This is a genomic window from Streptomyces sp. ISL-36, assembly GCF_018614205.1.
Lineage (GTDB): Bacteria > Actinomycetota > Actinomycetes > Streptomycetales > Streptomycetaceae > Streptomyces.
This window is the reverse complement of the sequence record NZ_JAGGOS010000054.1, coordinates 21,222-37,846: the sequence shown is the minus strand read 5'-3', so window position 1 is coordinate 37,846 and position 16,625 is coordinate 21,222. Positions and strand designations below refer to the sequence as shown.

General features: G+C 71.4%; 15 protein-coding genes and 1 tRNA gene. 7 read left to right on the top strand and 9 right to left on the bottom strand.

What is annotated here, in order from left to right:
* Positions 1–64 precede the first annotated feature (64 nt).
* Positions 65–149 (top strand) — tRNA-Leu (locus tag J7E93_RS14925).
* A gap of 123 nt (positions 150–272) precedes the next feature.
* Here the strand turns inward: J7E93_RS14925 and J7E93_RS14920 are convergent.
* From J7E93_RS14920 to J7E93_RS14910, 3 genes are read right to left on the bottom strand one after another with little or no spacing between them, the layout of a single operon-like run.
* Complete coding sequence (locus tag J7E93_RS14920) at positions 273–983, bottom strand: class I SAM-dependent methyltransferase (protein ID WP_215069449.1); 711 nt, start codon at positions 981–983, stop codon at positions 273–275.
* The gene (locus tag J7E93_RS14915; protein ID WP_215069448.1) at positions 952–1,398 is read right to left on the bottom strand and encodes a hypothetical protein; all 447 of its coding nucleotides are present in this window, start codon (positions 1,396–1,398) and stop codon (positions 952–954) included. Before J7E93_RS14915 ends, J7E93_RS14920 begins: the two co-directional genes overlap by 32 nt.
* Before the next feature lie 5 nt (positions 1,399–1,403).
* Entirely contained in the window at positions 1,404–1,841 is a 438-nt protein-coding gene (locus J7E93_RS14910) for an ATP-binding protein (protein WP_215069514.1), read from the bottom strand.
* Between the two features lie 259 nt (positions 1,842–2,100).
* On the opposite strand from J7E93_RS14910, the gene J7E93_RS14905 reads away from it, so the two are divergent.
* The 3 genes from J7E93_RS14905 to J7E93_RS14895 all read left to right on the top strand — a co-directional run bounded on the left by J7E93_RS14905 (position 2,101) and on the right by J7E93_RS14895 (position 4,084).
* A complete protein-coding gene (locus J7E93_RS14905; RefSeq protein WP_215069446.1) occupies positions 2,101–2,964 on the top strand; it encodes a helix-turn-helix transcriptional regulator in 864 nt (287 codons plus the stop codon).
* Complete coding sequence (locus J7E93_RS14900) at positions 2,965–3,201, top strand: DUF397 domain-containing protein (protein WP_015037566.1); 237 nt, start codon at positions 2,965–2,967, stop codon at positions 3,199–3,201. It begins immediately after the preceding gene.
* Positions 3,202–3,277: 76 nt separating this feature from the next.
* Entirely contained in the window at positions 3,278–4,084 is an 807-nt protein-coding gene (locus J7E93_RS14895; protein WP_215069444.1) for an SAM-dependent methyltransferase, read from the top strand.
* A 58-nt stretch (positions 4,085–4,142) separates the two neighbouring features.
* Here the strand turns inward: J7E93_RS14895 and J7E93_RS14890 are convergent, their stop codons facing one another.
* The gene (locus J7E93_RS14890; RefSeq protein WP_251066563.1) at positions 4,143–6,020 is read right to left on the bottom strand and encodes a M64 family metallopeptidase; all 1,878 of its coding nucleotides are present in this window, start codon (positions 6,018–6,020) and stop codon (positions 4,143–4,145) included.
* Between the two features lie 83 nt (positions 6,021–6,103).
* Positions 6,104–7,447, bottom strand: a complete 1,344-nt coding sequence (locus tag J7E93_RS14885) for a 6-phospho-beta-glucosidase (protein ID WP_215069440.1) — start codon at positions 7,445–7,447, stop codon at positions 6,104–6,106.
* 17 nt (positions 7,448–7,464) lie between these two features.
* On the opposite strand from J7E93_RS14885, the gene J7E93_RS14880 reads away from it, so the two are divergent.
* Entirely contained in the window at positions 7,465–7,851 is a 387-nt protein-coding gene (locus J7E93_RS14880) for a VOC family protein (protein ID WP_215069438.1), read from the top strand.
* A gap of 12 nt (positions 7,852–7,863) precedes the next feature.
* Here J7E93_RS14880 and J7E93_RS14875 read toward each other — a convergent pair whose 3' ends face one another.
* Positions 7,864–9,666, bottom strand: coding sequence for an FAD-dependent oxidoreductase (locus J7E93_RS14875; RefSeq protein WP_215069436.1), 1,803 nt, complete (start codon positions 9,664–9,666; stop codon positions 7,864–7,866).
* A 142-nt stretch (positions 9,667–9,808) separates the two neighbouring features.
* On the opposite strand from J7E93_RS14875, the gene J7E93_RS14870 reads away from it, so the two are divergent.
* Positions 9,809–10,255 (top strand): YchJ family protein, encoded by a 447-nt coding sequence (locus tag J7E93_RS14870; protein WP_215069434.1) that lies wholly within the window; start codon positions 9,809–9,811, stop codon positions 10,253–10,255.
* Between the two features lie 130 nt (positions 10,256–10,385).
* Here J7E93_RS14870 and J7E93_RS14865 read toward each other — a convergent pair whose 3' ends face one another.
* Positions 10,386–12,470: an MDR family MFS transporter gene (locus tag J7E93_RS14865; RefSeq protein WP_308368606.1), complete on the bottom strand. Its 2,085-nt coding sequence runs from the start codon at positions 12,468–12,470 to the stop codon at positions 10,386–10,388.
* 298 nt (positions 12,471–12,768) lie between these two features.
* Positions 12,769–13,023 carry a hypothetical protein gene (locus tag J7E93_RS14860; RefSeq protein WP_374105387.1) on the bottom strand — a complete coding sequence of 85 codons (255 nt, stop codon included), beginning with the start codon at positions 13,021–13,023 and terminating at the stop codon, positions 12,769–12,771.
* A 521-nt stretch (positions 13,024–13,544) separates the two neighbouring features.
* Here J7E93_RS14860 and J7E93_RS14855 point away from each other — a divergent pair.
* On the top strand, positions 13,545–15,458 hold the full coding sequence (locus J7E93_RS14855; protein WP_215069432.1) for a long-chain fatty acid--CoA ligase: 1,914 nt from the start codon (positions 13,545–13,547) through the stop codon (positions 15,456–15,458).
* A gap of 52 nt (positions 15,459–15,510) precedes the next feature.
* Here the strand turns inward: J7E93_RS14855 and J7E93_RS14850 are convergent, their stop codons facing one another.
* Positions 15,511–16,578, bottom strand: coding sequence for an ATP-dependent DNA ligase (locus tag J7E93_RS14850; protein WP_215069430.1), 1,068 nt, complete (start codon positions 16,576–16,578; stop codon positions 15,511–15,513).
* Between the last annotated feature and the right edge of the window lie 47 nt (positions 16,579–16,625).

The following is a 16,625-nucleotide window of genomic DNA, read 5'->3' as shown; positions in this document are numbered from 1 at the left end:
CTCGAACCCCTGGTAGAGTTATCCATGTCGCCGCGGGGAACACCCCAAAGCGGCACAACACCTGGTCCGGGTGGCGGAATGGCAGACGCGCTAGCTTGAGGTGCTAGTGCCCTTTATCGGGCGTGGGGGTTCAAGTCCCCCCTCGGACACACAGAGAGATCTCCCGGGATCTCGCCCCAAGTGCTGGTTGAGATGTTCTCAACCAGCACTTTCGTTTTGGGCGGGCTGCGCCCTGCCGGGGCGGCACAGGGCGGCGGAAGCCGCCCATCCGTTCAGACCTTCCGTGCCACCACCACCCGGCACCTCGGGCTCCCGTCCTCCCGGCGCCCCAAGGACTCGACCGGCAGCAGCGACACCTCGAAGCCCGCCCGCTCCAGCTTCGCCCGCACGTCCGCGAGCCGGAAGGTGCGGTAGTACATGACGAAGCGCGGGCGCCACACCGCGTTGCGGACCCGCATCACGGTGTCGAAGCCGAGCAGGGCCCAGTAGGGCAGCGAGCCGACGCGCGGGGGAGCGGGGAGGGGGAAGGCGAAGAGGCCGCCGGGGCGCAGGGAGGCGTGAGCCTGCTGGAAGAGGATCTGCTGCTCCCCCGGCAGGAAGTGGCCGAAGGCGCCGAAACTCACCGCGAGGTCGAAGACGGGCGCGAAGGGGAGAGCCAAGGCGTCCGCGCGGATCAGGGTGGTCGTGGGGTGAGCGCGGCGGGCCTCGGTCAGCATCCCCGCGCTGAAGTCGACGCCCGCGACCCGGCCCGTGCACAGCGACCGGAGGACGCAGAGGCCCGCGCCCGTCCCGCAGCAGAGGTCGAGGCCCGTGGCGAAGGGGCCCAGCGGGCGCAGGGTGTCCGTCACCGCGCAGAGGATGTGGTCGGGGGTGCGGAAGGGCGTCTCGTCGAACTTCTTCGCCAGCAGGTCGTAGCCGCGTTCCACCGAGGCGAGCGCCTGGTAGGTCAGCTCACGGGCGGTCGGGCCCTGTGGGGTGAACATGCTCAGACAGTACGCCGTCGCCCCGCGGCCGCACGGCCGTCCACGAGGGGGCGATGCCGGTCAGCTGGCAGGTGAGCAGATAGAGGGGGATCGGCGGGGTGTACGGGGACGTGCCGTCCGGGTGGTGGATCAGGCGGGGGCGGCGGTCGGGGATCTCCGCGCCGGTGGCGTAACAGGCCGGCATGGGCCAGAGCAGGTCCAGGTCGGAGCCGGCCGGGACCAGCCACCACCACCAGTCGGTGTCGGCGTAGACGCAACCCTTCGCGGGCAGGCGGGAGAGGATCCGGAAGCCGTAGCGGGCCGGCACGCCGACCGCGTCGCAGCCCAGGCTGGTCGAGAGGGCCGGGGGGACGATCAGACGGGTCGAGCCCGTGGGCGTGGTCCGGCGCGCCCGAGGGGCCAGCAGCGTCGCCATCGACCTCAGCACGGCTCCCCCATGCCGTGGGCCAGCTCCGCCCACACGACTCTGGCCGTTCCGTGCCCCGTGCGGTCCGCGCCCCAGGCGGTGCACAGGCCGTCCACCAGCAGCAGCCCTCGGCCGCGCTCGTCCTCGCCGCAGTCGCGGATCAACGGGTCGCCCGCGCCGCCCTCGTCCCGTACCGCTATGCGCAACTGCTCCTCGCCCTCCCGCAGTTCGCAGACGACATGACCGCTCGCGGTGTGCACGACCGCGTTGGTGACGAGTTCGGAGACGATCAGGGTGACCGTGTCGCGTATCTCCGGATCGCAGCCCCAGAGGATGAGCCGCTCCTCCGCCAGCCTGCGGGCGCGCGAGACGGATTCCGTGCGGGCCGGGAGCTCGAAGGCGAAACGTCGGATATCGGGGCGGGTGACACCGGTTCGTGGGCGCTGGGTCATGACGCGGGGGCTCATGAGATCTGAGGGGAGCGCGTTACCAGAAGCCACGACCGGTTCCTCACAACAGTGGGTAAGCAGCTCCGTACGTCGCCCCCCGTGGCGGCGCGCGGCAGCAGCGCGTACTGGTTCATCGGAGTACTCTGCTCCTGACGAGGACACTTGGCAAGTGGCACTCTGAAAATTGCAGAGTGCCGTGTTCTCTCTGGCACCTCTTCATGGCACACTCGGTCGAAACAGAGCGCGTCGGGGAGGTCTGGGAGTGAGCGAGCCGCGGTCCGCCCCCACGGTGGGACAGGTCGTTCTCGGCAAGCGTCTGCAGGATCTGCGCGAGCGGGCCGGCCTGAAGCGGGAGGAGGCCGCCAAGGTCCTCCGCGTCGCGCCGGCCACGATCCGCCGCATGGAGACCGCGGAGGTCGCGCTGAAGATCCCGTACGTCCAGCTCCTGCTGAAGGCGTACGGCATCACCGACTCCGAGGCCGAGGGGTTCATCGCCCTCGCCGAGGAGGCCAACCTTCCCGGCTGGTGGCAGCGGTTCCACGACGTGCTGCCCGGCTGGTTCTCCATGTACGTCAGCCTGGAGGGGGCCGCGAGCCTCATCCGGGCGTACGAACCGCAGTTCGTCCCCGGTCTGTTGCAGACCGAGGGGTACGCCCGCGCCATTCTGCGCAGCGGGGCCGTCGGCGGCAGCGATGCCGAGGAGATCGAACGTCATGTAGCCCTGAGGATGGAGCGGCAGTCCCTGCTGACCAGGGACGACGCACCGAAGTTCTGGGTGATCATGGACGAGACAGTCCTGCGCCGACCGGTCGGCGACGGGCCGGAAGTGATGCGCGACCAGCTCGACCGGCTGCTCGAAGCGTCCGAGCTGCCGAACGTCACCCTGCAGATCGCGGAGTTCGCGTCCGGCCACCACCCCGGCACCTACGGACCGTTCGTCCTCTTCCGCTTCGCCATGCCCGAACTCCCGGACATGGTCTACAGCGAGTACCTGACCGGCGCCGTCTACCTCGACGCGCGCCCCGAGGTGGCTTCCCATCTCGAGGTCATGGACCGCATGGCGGCCCAGGCCGCGACTGCACAACGCACGAAGGAGATCCTCAAGGATCTCCGCAAGGAGCTGTGAATGGATCGCATATACAACGGCATGCCCGCCGCGGAGCTCGGTGCCGAGGGATGGCACAAGCCCTGGAGCGGCGGGAACGGGGGCAACTGCGTGGAGGCCATGAAGCTGGCCGACGGCAGAGTCGCCGTGCGACAGTCCGCAGACCCTGAAGGACCAGCGCTCATCTACACCCACGGCGAGATCGCCGCGTTCATCCAAGGAGCGAAATCCGGTCAGGCCGACTTTCTGCTCACCTGACCCCTTCCGTCACACCCCTACCGTCGCGTAACTCTTGCTCCAGCAACCGTAGTTCCTCCGCCGACCAGGAGCCCCGATGACCCAGGACCCCGCAGCCGTACGGATCGACACCAGCAAGCCGCATCCCGCACGGATGTACGACTGGTTCCTGGGCGGCAAGGACAACTATCCGGTCGACGAGGAGATGGCCCGGCAGCTGCTCACCGTCGACGCCCGCGGCCGGGACATGGCCCGGGTCAACCGGGCCTTCATGCACCGCGCCATCCGCTGGCTCAGCGCCAACGGCGTACGGCAGTACCTGGACATCGGCACGGGCATCCCGACCGAGCCCAACCTGCACCAGATCGCCCAGGAGGCCGCGCCCGAGTCCAGGGTCGTCTACTGCGACAACGATCCGATCGTGCTCGCGCACGCGGCCGCGCTGCTGCGCTCGACGCCCGAAGGGGCCACCGAGTACATCCAGGCGGACGCCCGCGACCCCGAACTGATCCTCGAAAGGGCCGGAAAGGTCCTTGATTTCGACCAGCCCATCGCGCTGTCGATGCTCGCCCTGCTGCACTTCGTCGGGGACGAGGACGGCGCGTACGACCTGGTCGGCAAGCTCGTCGAGAAGCTCGCACCGGGCAGCTACCTCGTCCTGTCGCACGTCACCGGGGACTTCGACCCGGAGGGCGCGGCGAAGGCCGTCGGCATGTACAAGGCCCGTGGCCTGACCCTGCGCCCGCGTTCGCGGGACGAGCTGGCCGCGTTCTTCGACGGCCTCGAGCTGGTCGAGCCCGGCGTCTCGCTCACGGCTGAGTGGCACCCGGAGCTGGGCGAGGCCGTCCCGGTTCAGGGCGACGACCCCATCCCGGGGTGGGCCGGCGTCGGCCGCAAGCTCTGACCTGTCGCCGTACCCGCTCGAAGGCCCGCGGACCGTCCGGTCCGCGGGCCTTCGGCCGTCAGCCCCGGGGCTCCACCAGCGTCACCAGGAACGTCCGCGCCGCGCCCACGTTCCCCGCCGCGTCGATCGTGCGGTACTCCACCGTGTGCGTGCCGTAGTCCGGCGTGGCGTCGTCCCACGGGACCGCGCGGCTCCGGCCCAGCTTCCCGTACACGAGGTCGTCGATCACCGTGCCGCCCGGCGAGAAGCGGAACGGCGCGTCGGCGTCCGTGGGCCAGCCGTAGTACGTGTACCAGCCGTCGCCGTCCACGCGGAACTGGCTCACCACGGGCCCCGGTCGGTCGTCCCGCCCCGCCAGCCGCATCGTGAACTCGCCGTCGTAGACGTACTCGACCGGCCTGCCCGGCCGCTGCACCGTGCGCAGCGGCGGTGACAGTTCGTACGACGTCGACGCCGCCCGGGCGTCGACCGTCCACCTCAACTCGGCGTCCGAGCCGGGAATCCGTGCCGTCAGGGTGTGGGTGCCGTCGGTGAGGCGGAGCGAACGCAGGTCCAGATCACGGTCGTTGCCCGGGTTCGCGACGGTACGGCCGTCGAGGCGCCACCGGACGGCGAAGGTGCGGTGGGTCGGGTGGGTGGTGTCGGCGTGGACCACCGACCGCCCTCCGACGGGCGCCTCGGTCGGGGTGTGGCCGGTGAACGCGGCCCCGACGTCGTCCCGGGGTGTGCTGAGCGCGGGGTCGACCGTCCACGTCACCGTACGGGTCAGGGCGGCGGAGCCCCGCACGGCGGGGTCGCGGACGAACGGGGTCGGGTCGCTCACCGTCGCCGTCAGCGTGTGGGCGCCGGGGGAGAGGGCCAGCTCGCGCAGGTCCAGGGTGCGGGCGTTGCCACGGTCCAGCGCCCGGCCGTCCAGCCGCCACACCACATCGAGTTCTCCACCGAGCGGGTGCAAGGTGTCGACCCACACCGTCCGGTCGGCGCCGATCGGGGCCGTGTCGGGGGTGTGGCCCTGGACGAGGTCCACCTTCGCCGAGATCGCCTGGACCATCACCTCCCGCTCCACCTGGTCGAAGGCGTAGCCGAGCGTCTTCATGATCGAGTGCTTGCTCGGCCGCCAGACACCACCGGTGCTGTACAGCCCGCCCTCGTACCGGCCGATGACGCCGCCCGCCTCGCTGCGTTCGCCCAGCCAGCGCCACCACTTGGCGCGCTCGTCCCGCATCTCCCGCTCGGTGCGGAGCGTGTGATGCGCCGAGGAGGGCTCGGGGCCGGAGTACACGCCGCCGGGGACCCCACGCGCGTAGTAGTCGTACTCGTCCTGGAGCCTGCCCAGCGAGTGGCCGATCTCGTGCGGGGTGATGAGGGAGGAGAGGGCGTTCCCGCCGGACGCCGTGGCGTAACTGCCCCCCGCCCCGCCGTAGGTGTCGCTGTGGGCCAGCGCCACGATCTGCCGGTTGGCGCCGCTCGTACCCGGTACGAGATCGGCGAGCGCGCCGGCGAGCCTGCTGTCGACGGTCAGCAGCCGCTGCACGCTGTCCGGGTCGCAGCCGCCCCAGAAGCCCATGCCCAGGGCGGTGTCCCGGCGCGGGGCGTCGAGCCCCGGGTCGCAGTCGACGCCCGACTCGCGCGAAGGCACCTCCACCGCCCAGACGTTGATGTACGAACGGTACGAGGCGAACGGCTCGATGCTCCACAGAACGTTCAGATGCTTCTCGACGTCGGCGCGGAACGCCGGCATCTCCTCGGCCGTGTAACCGTCGCCCATGACCACCAGGTTGAACCGCTTGTCCGCGGGGCCGGTCGTCTGGACGGGGACGACGGTGGCGGCCTCGATGACGGGCGCCGGTCCGGCGACCGCCGGTCCGGCGCCGACCAGACCGGCGGTCAGCAGACAGGCCGTCGTGAGGCCGGCCGCCGCCCTTCGAAAACGCATGCCAGGAGAATCCATGGGGCGCGAGCGTAGGCCGTGCCCCGAGTGACGTAAAGATGTTCACCAGCCGTCGTCGGCCTGTCGCCTCACCTTCGCAGGTACGCCAGACCCTCGTGCTCGGCCGTGTAGCCGTCGACCAGCCGGCGCGCCACGGTCACCGAGTCCACCAGTGGATGCAGCGCGAACGCCTTGACCGCCGTCGCACGCGATCCGCTCTCCGCCGCCGCCAGCACCTCGCGTTCGACCGCCTTGACCGCCGTCACCAGACCCACCGCGTGGTACGGCAGGGGTGCCACCGACACCGGGTGCGCGCCGGCCGCGTCCACGAAACAGGGCACCTCGACGACCGCGTCCGCGTCGAGCACCGAAAGGGTCGTGCGATTACGGACGTTGAGGATGAGGGTGGCGCGCTCGTTGCGCGCGATCGCCCGCATCAGCGCCAGGGCGACCTTCTCGTACCCGCCCGACTCCAGGTCGTCCTCGTCCCGCTCGCCCACCCCGGCGGCCTCCCGGTTGGCGGCCATGTACGTGGCCTCCCGGTCGGCGAGGGTGCGCTGCCAGGTGGCCAGCGCAGGCGTGTCGGGCTTGCTCATCTCCTCGTAGAAACCGGCCTGTTGGCCGAGGAGATAGGCGCCCCGGGTCCGCTCGGCCCGCTGGTAGGCCTGAACGGCCTCCCGGTTGAAGTAGTAGTAGTGCAGGTACTCGTTGGGGATCGCGCCCAACGAGCGCAGCCAGTCGGCGCCGAAGAGCTTGCCCTCCTCGAAGGAGCCGAGCGCCTGCTCGTCCGCGAGCAGACGCGGCAGCTGGTCACGTCCGCCGACCCGCAGACCGCGCAGCCAGCCGAGGTGGTTCAGACCCACGTAGTCGATCCACGCCTCGTCGGGGTCGGCGCCGAGGATCCGGGCGACCCGGCGGCCCAGTCCCACGGGAGAGTCGCAGATGCCGATGACCCGGTCCCCGAGGACCCGGGACATGGCCTCGGTCACCAGACCGGCCGGGTTGGTGAAGTTGATGACCCAGGCGTCCGGGGCGAGTGCGGCGACCCGCCGGGCGATGTGCAAGGCGACGGGCACCGTCCGCAGACCGTAGGCGATACCGCCCGCGCCGACCGTCTCCTGGCCGAGCACCCCTTCGGCGAGCGCGATCCGCTCGTCGGCCGCCCGGCCTTCGAGACCGCCCACCCGGATCGCCGAGAAGACGAAGTCGGCGCCGCGCAGCGCCTCGTCCAGGTCCGTCGTCGCCTCGACCGACGGGGCGTCGGCCACCCCAGCACCCTGCTCGGCGAGGACCCGGGCGACGGCCGAGAGCCGTCCGGCGTCGAGGTCGTGAAGCGTGACGTGGCTGACCCGCCCCTCGGCGTGGTCCGCCAGCAGCGCGCCGTACACGAGCGGGACCCGGAATCCGCCGCCTCCGAGAATCGTCAGTTTCATGGTCGTACGCTACTGCGATGCACGTACTGAGCAGCCGGATTCTGCTTCGGCCGGCCGATCCCGAGCGATCCCGGCGTTTCTACGGCGAGACGCTCGGGCTCGCGGTGTACCGCGAGTTCGGCACCGGACCCGATCGGGGCACCGTCTACTTCCTCGGCGGCGGCTTCCTGGAGGTCTCCGGGCGAGCCGCCGCGCCCCCGCCCCCGCCGGAGCTGCGGCTCTGGCTGCAGGTGGACGATGTGCGCGCGGTCCGCGAGGAGCTGCGAGGCAAGGAGGTGGAGGTGCTCCGGGAGCCGGTGAAGGAGCCCTGGGGCCTGGTCGAGATGTGGATCGCTGACCCCGACGGCGTCCGGATCGCCGTCGTCGAAGTGCCCGAGGAGCATCCGCTGCGCTACCGCCCCTGAGCGAGGGGGCGGTCAGCCCGCGTCGAGGGCGTTGCGCAGACCGAGACGGTGGCGGAGCCGGTCGTGCCGTTTGAGGGCCTCCAGCTCGGGGGCGCGGAAGAGCGGCTTCACCGTGCAGCGCGCGGCGGCCGAGCCCGTACGGTCGAGGAGCGCGTTGACCGCCTGGCGGGCGGAGGCGTTGGCGCCCTCCATCGTCGCGAGGTCGATGTCGACGGCGACGTAGTCGCCGGCCAGGTAGAAGTTGGGGATCTTCGTCGCCGCCCGCGGGCGGTTGTGGAAGGTGCCGACGGGGTGGATGAGGAGCTGGTCGTCGTTGGTCGGGTTCGGGGTGCCGAGGCCGTCCACGCCCGGGTCGAGGGACCAGGAGTGCAGGGCGCCGTCCTTGAGCACCGTACGGCCCGTGTCGTTGAAGGCGGCCTTGAGCTGCGCCCACACCTCCCGGGCCACCTCGGTGCGGGTGCACTGCTTGGCCGTCCTGCCGTAGAGGACGCCGGGCCGGTCCCACTCCGAGATGTCCACCGAGAGGCAGTCGACGACGGACCCGTCGCCGTAGTCGGCGGCGAAGTCGCGGGACGGCCAGTGCCCCGCCTGCTGGATGCACGTCAGGGACCAGGGCGAGTCGATGCAGTTGGCATGACCGGCCAACAGCGGTGCGGGCTCGGTCAGATAGAACTGAATGCCCGTCATCCAGTCCGTCTCCAGCCTGTCGCACCGCGCGAGCTGCGGGTCGGCCGCCCGCAGCGCCGCGCCCCAGGTCCGCCGGGCGTGCTCGACCGGCATCGCGGAGACGTAATGGTCGGCGGTCATCGAACGGCGGACGCCCTGCGGGTCCTCGATCACCGCCGCCGCGATCCGTCCGGCTCCGGAGTCGTACGCCATCTCCCGTACGGTCCAGCCGACCCGGAACTCGACGCCCAGGCCGGTCAGATGGGCGACCCACGGGTCGATCCAGGCCTCGTTGGTGGGCAGGTTCAGGATCCGGTCGAGGGGCCCGTCGGCGCCACGGCCGAGGGCGTTGAAGGCGAAGGCCTCCAGGAGCGTGGCGACCGTACGGGTGCTGGCCTCCTCGGCCTTGGTGGCCACGATGTTGCGGGTGAGGCCGACGGCGAGGATGCGCTGGTAGTCGTAGCTCATCCGCTCGGCCCGCAGGAACTCCCACCACGGGGTCCGCTCCCAGGTCTCGTTCCGCCGCTCGTCGCAGCTGGTGAGGAAGACCAGGAAGCGGTTGACGAAGTACGCGGCCTCGGCGAGCGGGATGGAGCGGACGGTCTCCAGGAGCGCGGTCAGGGCGCGGCGGATCTCGTCGAGCGTGAGCTCGGCGGGCCGGTGGCCGGGCCAGGGGAGCGGGATGCGCAGGTCCTCACGGCCGGTGCGGGCGAAGGACATCTCGGCGGGGGCGACCAGGTTGTCCCAGACGCCGTTCGCGTTCCCGGGGAAGGGGATGCGCCGCATGGTGTCGGGGAGGTTGTGATAGATGCCGGGGATGAACCGGAAGCCGTGCTCGGCGGGGAGCGCCCGCCGGCCGCCGCGCGCGCTGTCCGGCACGTCCATCGAACGGGCCTTTCCGCCGAGCGCCCGGCGCTCGTAGACGGTGACACGGAAGCCGCGTTCGGCCAGTTCGTGGGCGGCGGTCAGACCGGCGACCCCGCCGCCGAGCACGGCGACGGAGGGGGCCGCGGCGGCCGGCGTCCTCGTCTCGGCCACCGTCGTCTCGGCCGCGGTGGCCGAGGCCGGTACGGCTACGACGGCGGCCGCGCCGGTGACCGCGGCGGCCGTGGTCACGAAGGTGCGTCGCGAGGTGCCCGTACGGTTCATGCCCCAACCCCTTTACCGGCGGTAACAGTCACGTCCGGCGCAGGAGCATACGGGCGTCCACCGGTACCCGGAAGGCCCGCGCGGCCCCCGCCGCACACATGGCGCGATCCCGACCTCGGACGCCCCACGACACAATGGCCCCATGTCCCGACGCAACGCCCGCAAGAACCCCACCCGGCCCCAGCGCCCCGCCGTCTCCGCAGACACCCCCTGCCCCTGCGGTCTCACCGCCACCTACGGCGCGTGCTGCGGGCGCTTCCACGCCGGCCCGACCACCGCACCCACGGCGGAGCTCCTCATGCGCTCCCGCTACAGCGCCTTCGTCGTCCGCGACGAGGCGTATCTGCTGCGCACCTGGGCGCCGGAGACCCGGCCCGGCGAGGTCGACTTCGACCGGTCACTGCGCTGGACGGGCCTGGAGATCCGGGACACGACCGACGGCACCGCCTTCCACCAGGACGGGACCGTCACCTTCGTCGCCCGGTACACCCACGGAGGAGCGCCCGGCTCACTGCACGAGCGCAGCCGTTTCCGGCGGCACGAGGGGGCATGGGTGTATGTGGACGGGGAGTTCCTCGACGGCGCGTGAGGGCGGGCCGGCGCGGCGCCCGTGAACTGCGCCCGAAGACGGCGCCTCGGCCCGAGGGCGCCCGCCACCGAGCGCCTCGGTCAGGACGTGACGCCGACCGTCTCGCGGCGGCCCGACACCCGACTCCTGATCAGGACGTCACGCCGACCGGCTCGCGGCGGCCCGACGGCAGGCCGCTCGCGAGATCCTCCGCGATCAGCTTCTTGGCGATGGCGTCCGTCGCCGCCCGCAGCTCCGGCCCGCTCGGCCGGCCGCGCTCGTGCTCGATCCGGGAGCTGAGCCAGTCCGACCAGGCATGGGTGATGACCTCGGCCTCCCGCTTCCCCGCCGGCGTGTGCGAGAGCAGTGTGCCGTCCCTGGTCAGGAACCCCTCGTCGACCATGCGGTCGAAGACCGGCAGCAGCACCTCCGGCGGCACCCGGCGGCCGGCCGAGATCAGACCCAGGCTGGCGTGCCCGACCAGCCGGGTGAAGAGCTCCACCTGCATCACCGCCCACGCGCCGGCCGTGTCCAGCCGGGTGTCGGAGTCGGCGACGATCCGGCGCGCCGTGTCGAGGCCCGTCTTCCGCATGATCCGGCCGACGGAGAGTTCGAGCAGTTTGGCCGAGTCGCCCGCCGTCGTGGGCGAGGCGAACCCCTCGCCCATGTCGGGTGCCGAAGCCCGGGCGGTGTCCCTGAGCGGCACCTCCTTCAGAAAGAGCGCCACGACGAGGCCGATCGCGGCGACCGGCACCGTCCAGAGGAAGACCGTGTGCAACGTGTCCGCATAGGCCTGGACGATCGGCGCCGCCATGTCGTCCGGCAGCCCGTGGACACCCGAGGGGCTCTGCGCGGCGCCCGCGAGGACGGACGGGTCCGGAGCTCCGGGGAGGGCGGCGGCCTCGCCGACGCCCTGGCCGAGGTTGGGACGGAGGGAGTTGGCGTAGATGGTGCCGAAGACGGCCGTGCCGAAGGCGCTGCCGAGGGTACGGAAGAAGGTGACGCCCGAGGTGGCGGTGCCGAGATCGGCGTAGTCCACGGTGTTCTGCACGGCGATCGTGAGCACCTGCATGCACAGGCCGATGCCCACACCCAGCACGAACATGTAGAGCGACTCGAGCCACGTGCCGGTCTCCGTGTCCATCAGCGACAGAAGGAAGAGGCCGACCCCCATCACCAGACAGCCGGCGATGGGGAAGATGCGGTAGCGGCCGGTCTTGCTCACCACATTGCCGCTGTAGATCGAGGCGATCAGCAGACCGACGACCATCGGCAGGGTCCGGATGCCGGAGAGGGTGGCCGAGTCCCCGTCGACGTACTGGAGATACGACGGGAGGAAGGTCATGGAGCCGAGCATGGCGAAGCCCACCACGAAGCTCAGCACGGAGCAGACGGTGAACACCGGATTGGCGAACAGCCGCATGGGCAGCATCGGTTCGGCGGCCCGGGTCTCCACCCAGCAGAACAGCGCGAGGGCGATCAGACCGCCGGCGAACAGCCCGATGATGACGCCGGAGCCCCATGCGTACTCGTTGCCGCCCCAACTGGTCGCCAGGATCAGCGCGCTGGAACCGGCCGCGACGAGCGCGATGCCGGCGTAGTCGATGACCGGCCGGCTCGCGGAGCGCACGGAGGGAATCGTGCGGGCGGCGGCGATGACGACCAGGATCGCGATGGGGACGTTGACGTAGAACGCCCAGCGCCAGCTCAGGTGATCGGTGAAGAGGCCGCCGAGCAGCGGTCCGATGACGGTGGAGACGCCGAAGACGGCGCCGATCGCGCCCTGGTACTTCCCGCGGTCGCGCAGCGGGATCACATCGGCGATCAGCGCCATCGAGGTGACCATCAGGCCGCCGGCGCCGATGCCCTGCAGACCGCGCCAGAGGATCAGCAGCGTCATGTTGGCGGCGAGGCCGCAGAGGAACGAGCCCGTGATGAAGACGATCGCGGAGATCTGGAAGATCACCTTGCGGCCGAAGAGGTCGCCGAACTTGCCGACCAGGACGGTGGCGACCGTCTCGGCCAGCAGGTAGGCGGTGACCACCCAGGACATGTGGGCGGCGCCGCCCAGGTCCGAGACGATCGTCGGCAGGGCGGTGCCGACGATCGTCTGGTCCAGCGCGGCGAGCAGGACGCCGAGCATGATCGTGCCGAAGACGATGTTGCGGCGGCGGCTGTCGAGCACGGGGGGCTCGGCGACCCGGGGCGCGGGGCCGGTTTCGCTGGTGGTGGTCACCCTCGCAGCCTCACACCGGGCGTCGCCGCCCGCATGCGGGAGACGGCCGAACCGGTGCGGCGGCGGGGCGGCGCCTCGAACGGGCTACACCTCGAACGGCTACGCCTGGAACGGTCCACAGGTCGAACGGGCGAGGCTCCGGAGGCGATGGGAGCCGAATGCGCGGCGCTTCGGACGGGGTGGGACCCGAACGGGCGGCGCTGCGGGCGGGGTGGGACCCGAACGGGCGGCGCTGCGGGCGGGGTGGGGCCCGAACGGGCGGCGCTGCGGGCGGGGTGTGCCGCGTCCTCCGGTCCCGTTACCGCGGGCGCACCGGCAGGAGGGGGTGGTGCTTCGCCAGGATCTTGTTCGCCCGCGCCAGCGTGGCCAGGGCGTGCTCGCGGTCCGCGCGGTCCTCCGCGCAGAGCGGCCCGCGGAATCGGTACACCTCGCGCGCGGCGCAGTCGGCGTCGACCTCCGCCTGCAGGACGTGCAGCGGCAGGCAGGAACCGATCAACGCGGCCACACGGTCGGGGATCGGAACGGGAACGAGGCGCGAGGGCGAGGTGATCACGAGTCAGTCCTTGTGGGTGCGGGGCGAGGCGGGGTCTTCCTTACATACGTACCGGATGCGCTTCCGGGTTCGTCGACGGGGATGTCTCCGCGGCGCAACGGCGCTCGGGCCGTTCGGCGCGGCGTACGGATCGTCGGAGCCGCGTGTGCCGGGGCGGGGCGGCAGCGGCGCGGGACGTTCCCGCAGGTGTGCGGCGCGCTGCGCGATCACCGGGCCGCCACGAGGTGCCGGGATCGCCCAGGAGTCCACCGAACATCGCGCCGGAATTCCGGATTCGGCGGCGGAACGCTCGCTGAGGAATGTGAAGCATCTCACCCCCGAGCGACCGGTCCTTGAGGTTTGCGGGGCGGCTCGCCGCCGTGTCGAGTCATCGCTGCAGGGGTGTTGAAATCTGATTACGCGTGAGTAAGTTGACTCATGAGTAAGCCCTCGGGGGTGCGTCCCCGGGGCAGTCGATCCCCCCGCAGCCAGTCCACCGCTCCAGGCAACTCCCCACCCGCACGCCGCGAACAGGAGCCCCCATGGGCGTACGCAAGGATCTGAAGCAGGCCAGGAAGCGTGCCGATCTCCTCGACCGGTTTCCCGTGGAGGTGATCCGGGAGAACGGGGTCGTACGGGAGGCGCGCACCGGGCTCGTCGTCGCTCCGCACGCCGCCGGGACCCCCGCCGACATCCCGTTCGTCAACGCCGCCGAGGACCCCGGGGCCGTCGTCATCCGCCGACGGCGGGACGGGCACTGGCTGCCCGTCACCGCGGCCGAGTTCGCCGGCGACGTGATGGCGACGGCCAAGGGTCTGATCGCCGCCGGGCTCGACGTCGGGGGCCGGGTCGCGTTGATGGCGCGGACGAGTTACGAGTGGGCCGTGCTCGACTTCGCCGTCTGGGCCGTCGGCGGACAGAGCGTGCCCGTCTACGCCACCTCCTCCGTCGAGCAGATCGCCTGGATCCTGCGGGACTCCGGAGCCCGTCACGTCGTCACCGAGAACGCCGAGCACACCGCCGCGGTCGCCGAGGCGGCCGTGGCGCTGCCGGGACCACCCCGTGTCTGGCAGCTCGACTCCGGCGGCCTGACCGAACTCGCCGCACTGGGGAGCGAGACACCGGAGGGCGAGGTCACCGAGCGCCGCGCGGGGCTCACCCCGGACACCATCGCCACCCTCTGCTACACCTCGGGCACCACCGGCCGCCCCAAGGGCTGTGTCCTCACGCACGGCAACCTCCACGCCGAGGCGTCGACGACCGTCGAACTTTTGCATCCGGTCTTCAAGGAGGTCACCGGTCAGACGGCTTCGACCCTCCTCTTCCTGCCGCTCGCCCACATTCTCGGGCGCACCCTCCAGATCGCCTGCCTCATGGCCCGTATCGAACTCGGGCACTTTTCGAGCATCAAGCCCGACGAGCTCCGCCCCGAACTGCGGCGGTTCAGGCCGACCTTCGTCGTCGGCGTGCCCTATCTCTTCGAGAAGATCCACGACACCGGCCGGGCCACCGCCGAGAAGCTCGGGCGCGGCTCGTCCTTCGACCGCGCCGACTCCGTCGCCGTCCGCTTCGGCGAGGCGGCGCTCGACCACCTGCTGGGCGGAGGCGGCCGCCCCGGCCTCGGACTCAGGGCTGCCCGGGCGCTCTACGACCTGCTCGTCTACCGCCGTATCCGCAAGGAGCTCGGCGGAAGACTGCGGTACGCCATCAGCGGCGGCTCCCCGCTCGACCGCCGCCTGAGCCTCTTCTTCTACGCCGCGGGCATCCTCGTCTACGAGGGTTACGGCCTGACCGAGACCACCGCCGCCGCCACCGTCACCCCGCCCCTGCGGCCCCGGCCGGGCACCGTCGGCCGGCCCGTCCCCGGCACCGCCGTCCGCATCGCCGACGACGGCGAGATCCTCGTCAAGGGCCCCATCGTGTTCACCGCGTACTGGAACAACCCCGAGGCCACGCGGGAAGCGCTGCGGGACGGCTGGTTCGCCACCGGTGACCTCGGCGCCCTCGACGACGACGGCTATCTGGTCATCACCGGCCGCAAGAAGGACATCCTGGTCACCTCCGGCGGGAAGAACGTCTCACCGGCCGTACTGGAGGACCGGCTGCGCAGCCGTCCGCCGGTGGGCCAGTGCATGGTCGTCGGCGACAACCGTCCCTGCGTCGCCGCCCTCGTCACCCTCGACCCTGAGGCGGTCCAGCACTGGCTGGCCGTTCGCAAGCGCCCCCGGGACACTCCGGCGGCCGCACTCTGCGACGACCCCGAGCTGATCGCCGACGTCCAGAAGGCCGTCGACTACGCCAACCAGGCCGTCTCCCGGGCCGAGGCGATCCGCATGTTCCGCATCGTGCCGGGGGAGTTCACCGAGGACAACGGCCTGCTCACGCCCTCCCTCAAGATCAAGCGACACGCGGTCGCGGCCGCCTACGCCGCCGAGATCGAGGACCTCTACCGCTGAGACGGGGGGCGGGGAAGCCGGGAAGTCGGGAAGTCGGGGGAGGCCAGAAGGGCTAGGGAGGCGGGGACAGTACCTCCGACAGGTCGTAGGAGACCGGTTCCTCCAGCTGTGCGTACCCGCAGGATTCCGGCGTACGGTCCGGCCGCCACCGCTTGAACTGGGCCGTGTGCCGGAACCGGTCGCCCTCCATGTGGTCGTACCCGACCTCACAGACCCGTTCCGGCCGCAACGCCACCCACGACAGGTCCTTCTTCCCCGACCAGCGGCTCGGCGCGCCCGGGAGCCGCGCGCTCTGGTGAGCCGCCTCCTGCGCCCACGCCGCCCAGGGGTGCGCGTCGGGTGGGTCCATCCGAAGCGGTGCGAGCTCCTCGACGAGTTCCTCGCGGCGCCTGGCGGTGAAGGCCGCGCAGACGCCGACGTGCTGGAGGGTGCCGCCCCGGTCGTACAGGCCGAGCAGCAGGGAGCCGACCACCGGCCCGCTCTTGTGGAAGCGGTAGCCGGCCACCACCACGTCGGCCGTCCGCTCGTGCTTGATCTTGTACATCAGCCGGGCGTCCGGCCGGTACGGCAGATCCAGCGGTTTGGCGATCACGCCGTCGAGGCCCGCGCCTTCGTACTGCTCGAACCAGCGCGCCGCCACGTCCGGATCCGTCGTCGCCGGCGCCAGATGGACCGGTGCGTCCACGCCGCTCAGGGCCTGCTCCAAGGCGGCCCGCCGGTCCGTGAGGGGCGTGTCCATCAGCGACTCGTCGTCGAGGGCGAGCAGATCGAAGGCGATGAACCGGGCAGGGGTCCTCTCGGCCAGCATCCGCACCCGGGAATCGGCGGGGTGGATGCGCTCGGTGAGCCGGTCGAAGTCGAGGCGTCCCTCGTGCTCGATCACGATCTCGCCGTCGACCACGCACCGCCGCGGGAGCCGGGGCGGCAGCGCCTCGGCGAGCTCGGGGAAGTAGCGCGTCAGCGGTTTGCCCGTACGGCTACCGATGACGAGCTCGGGGCCGTCGCGGTGCACGATGGCACGGAAGCCGTCCCACTTGGCCTCGTACTGCATCCCCGGCGGAATCTTCTTCACGGACTTGGCCAGCATCGGCTTCACAGGGGGCATCACCGGCAGATCCATGGATTGATTGTCCGGTATGCGGCGATTGTCGGCGAGCCCTACGCTGG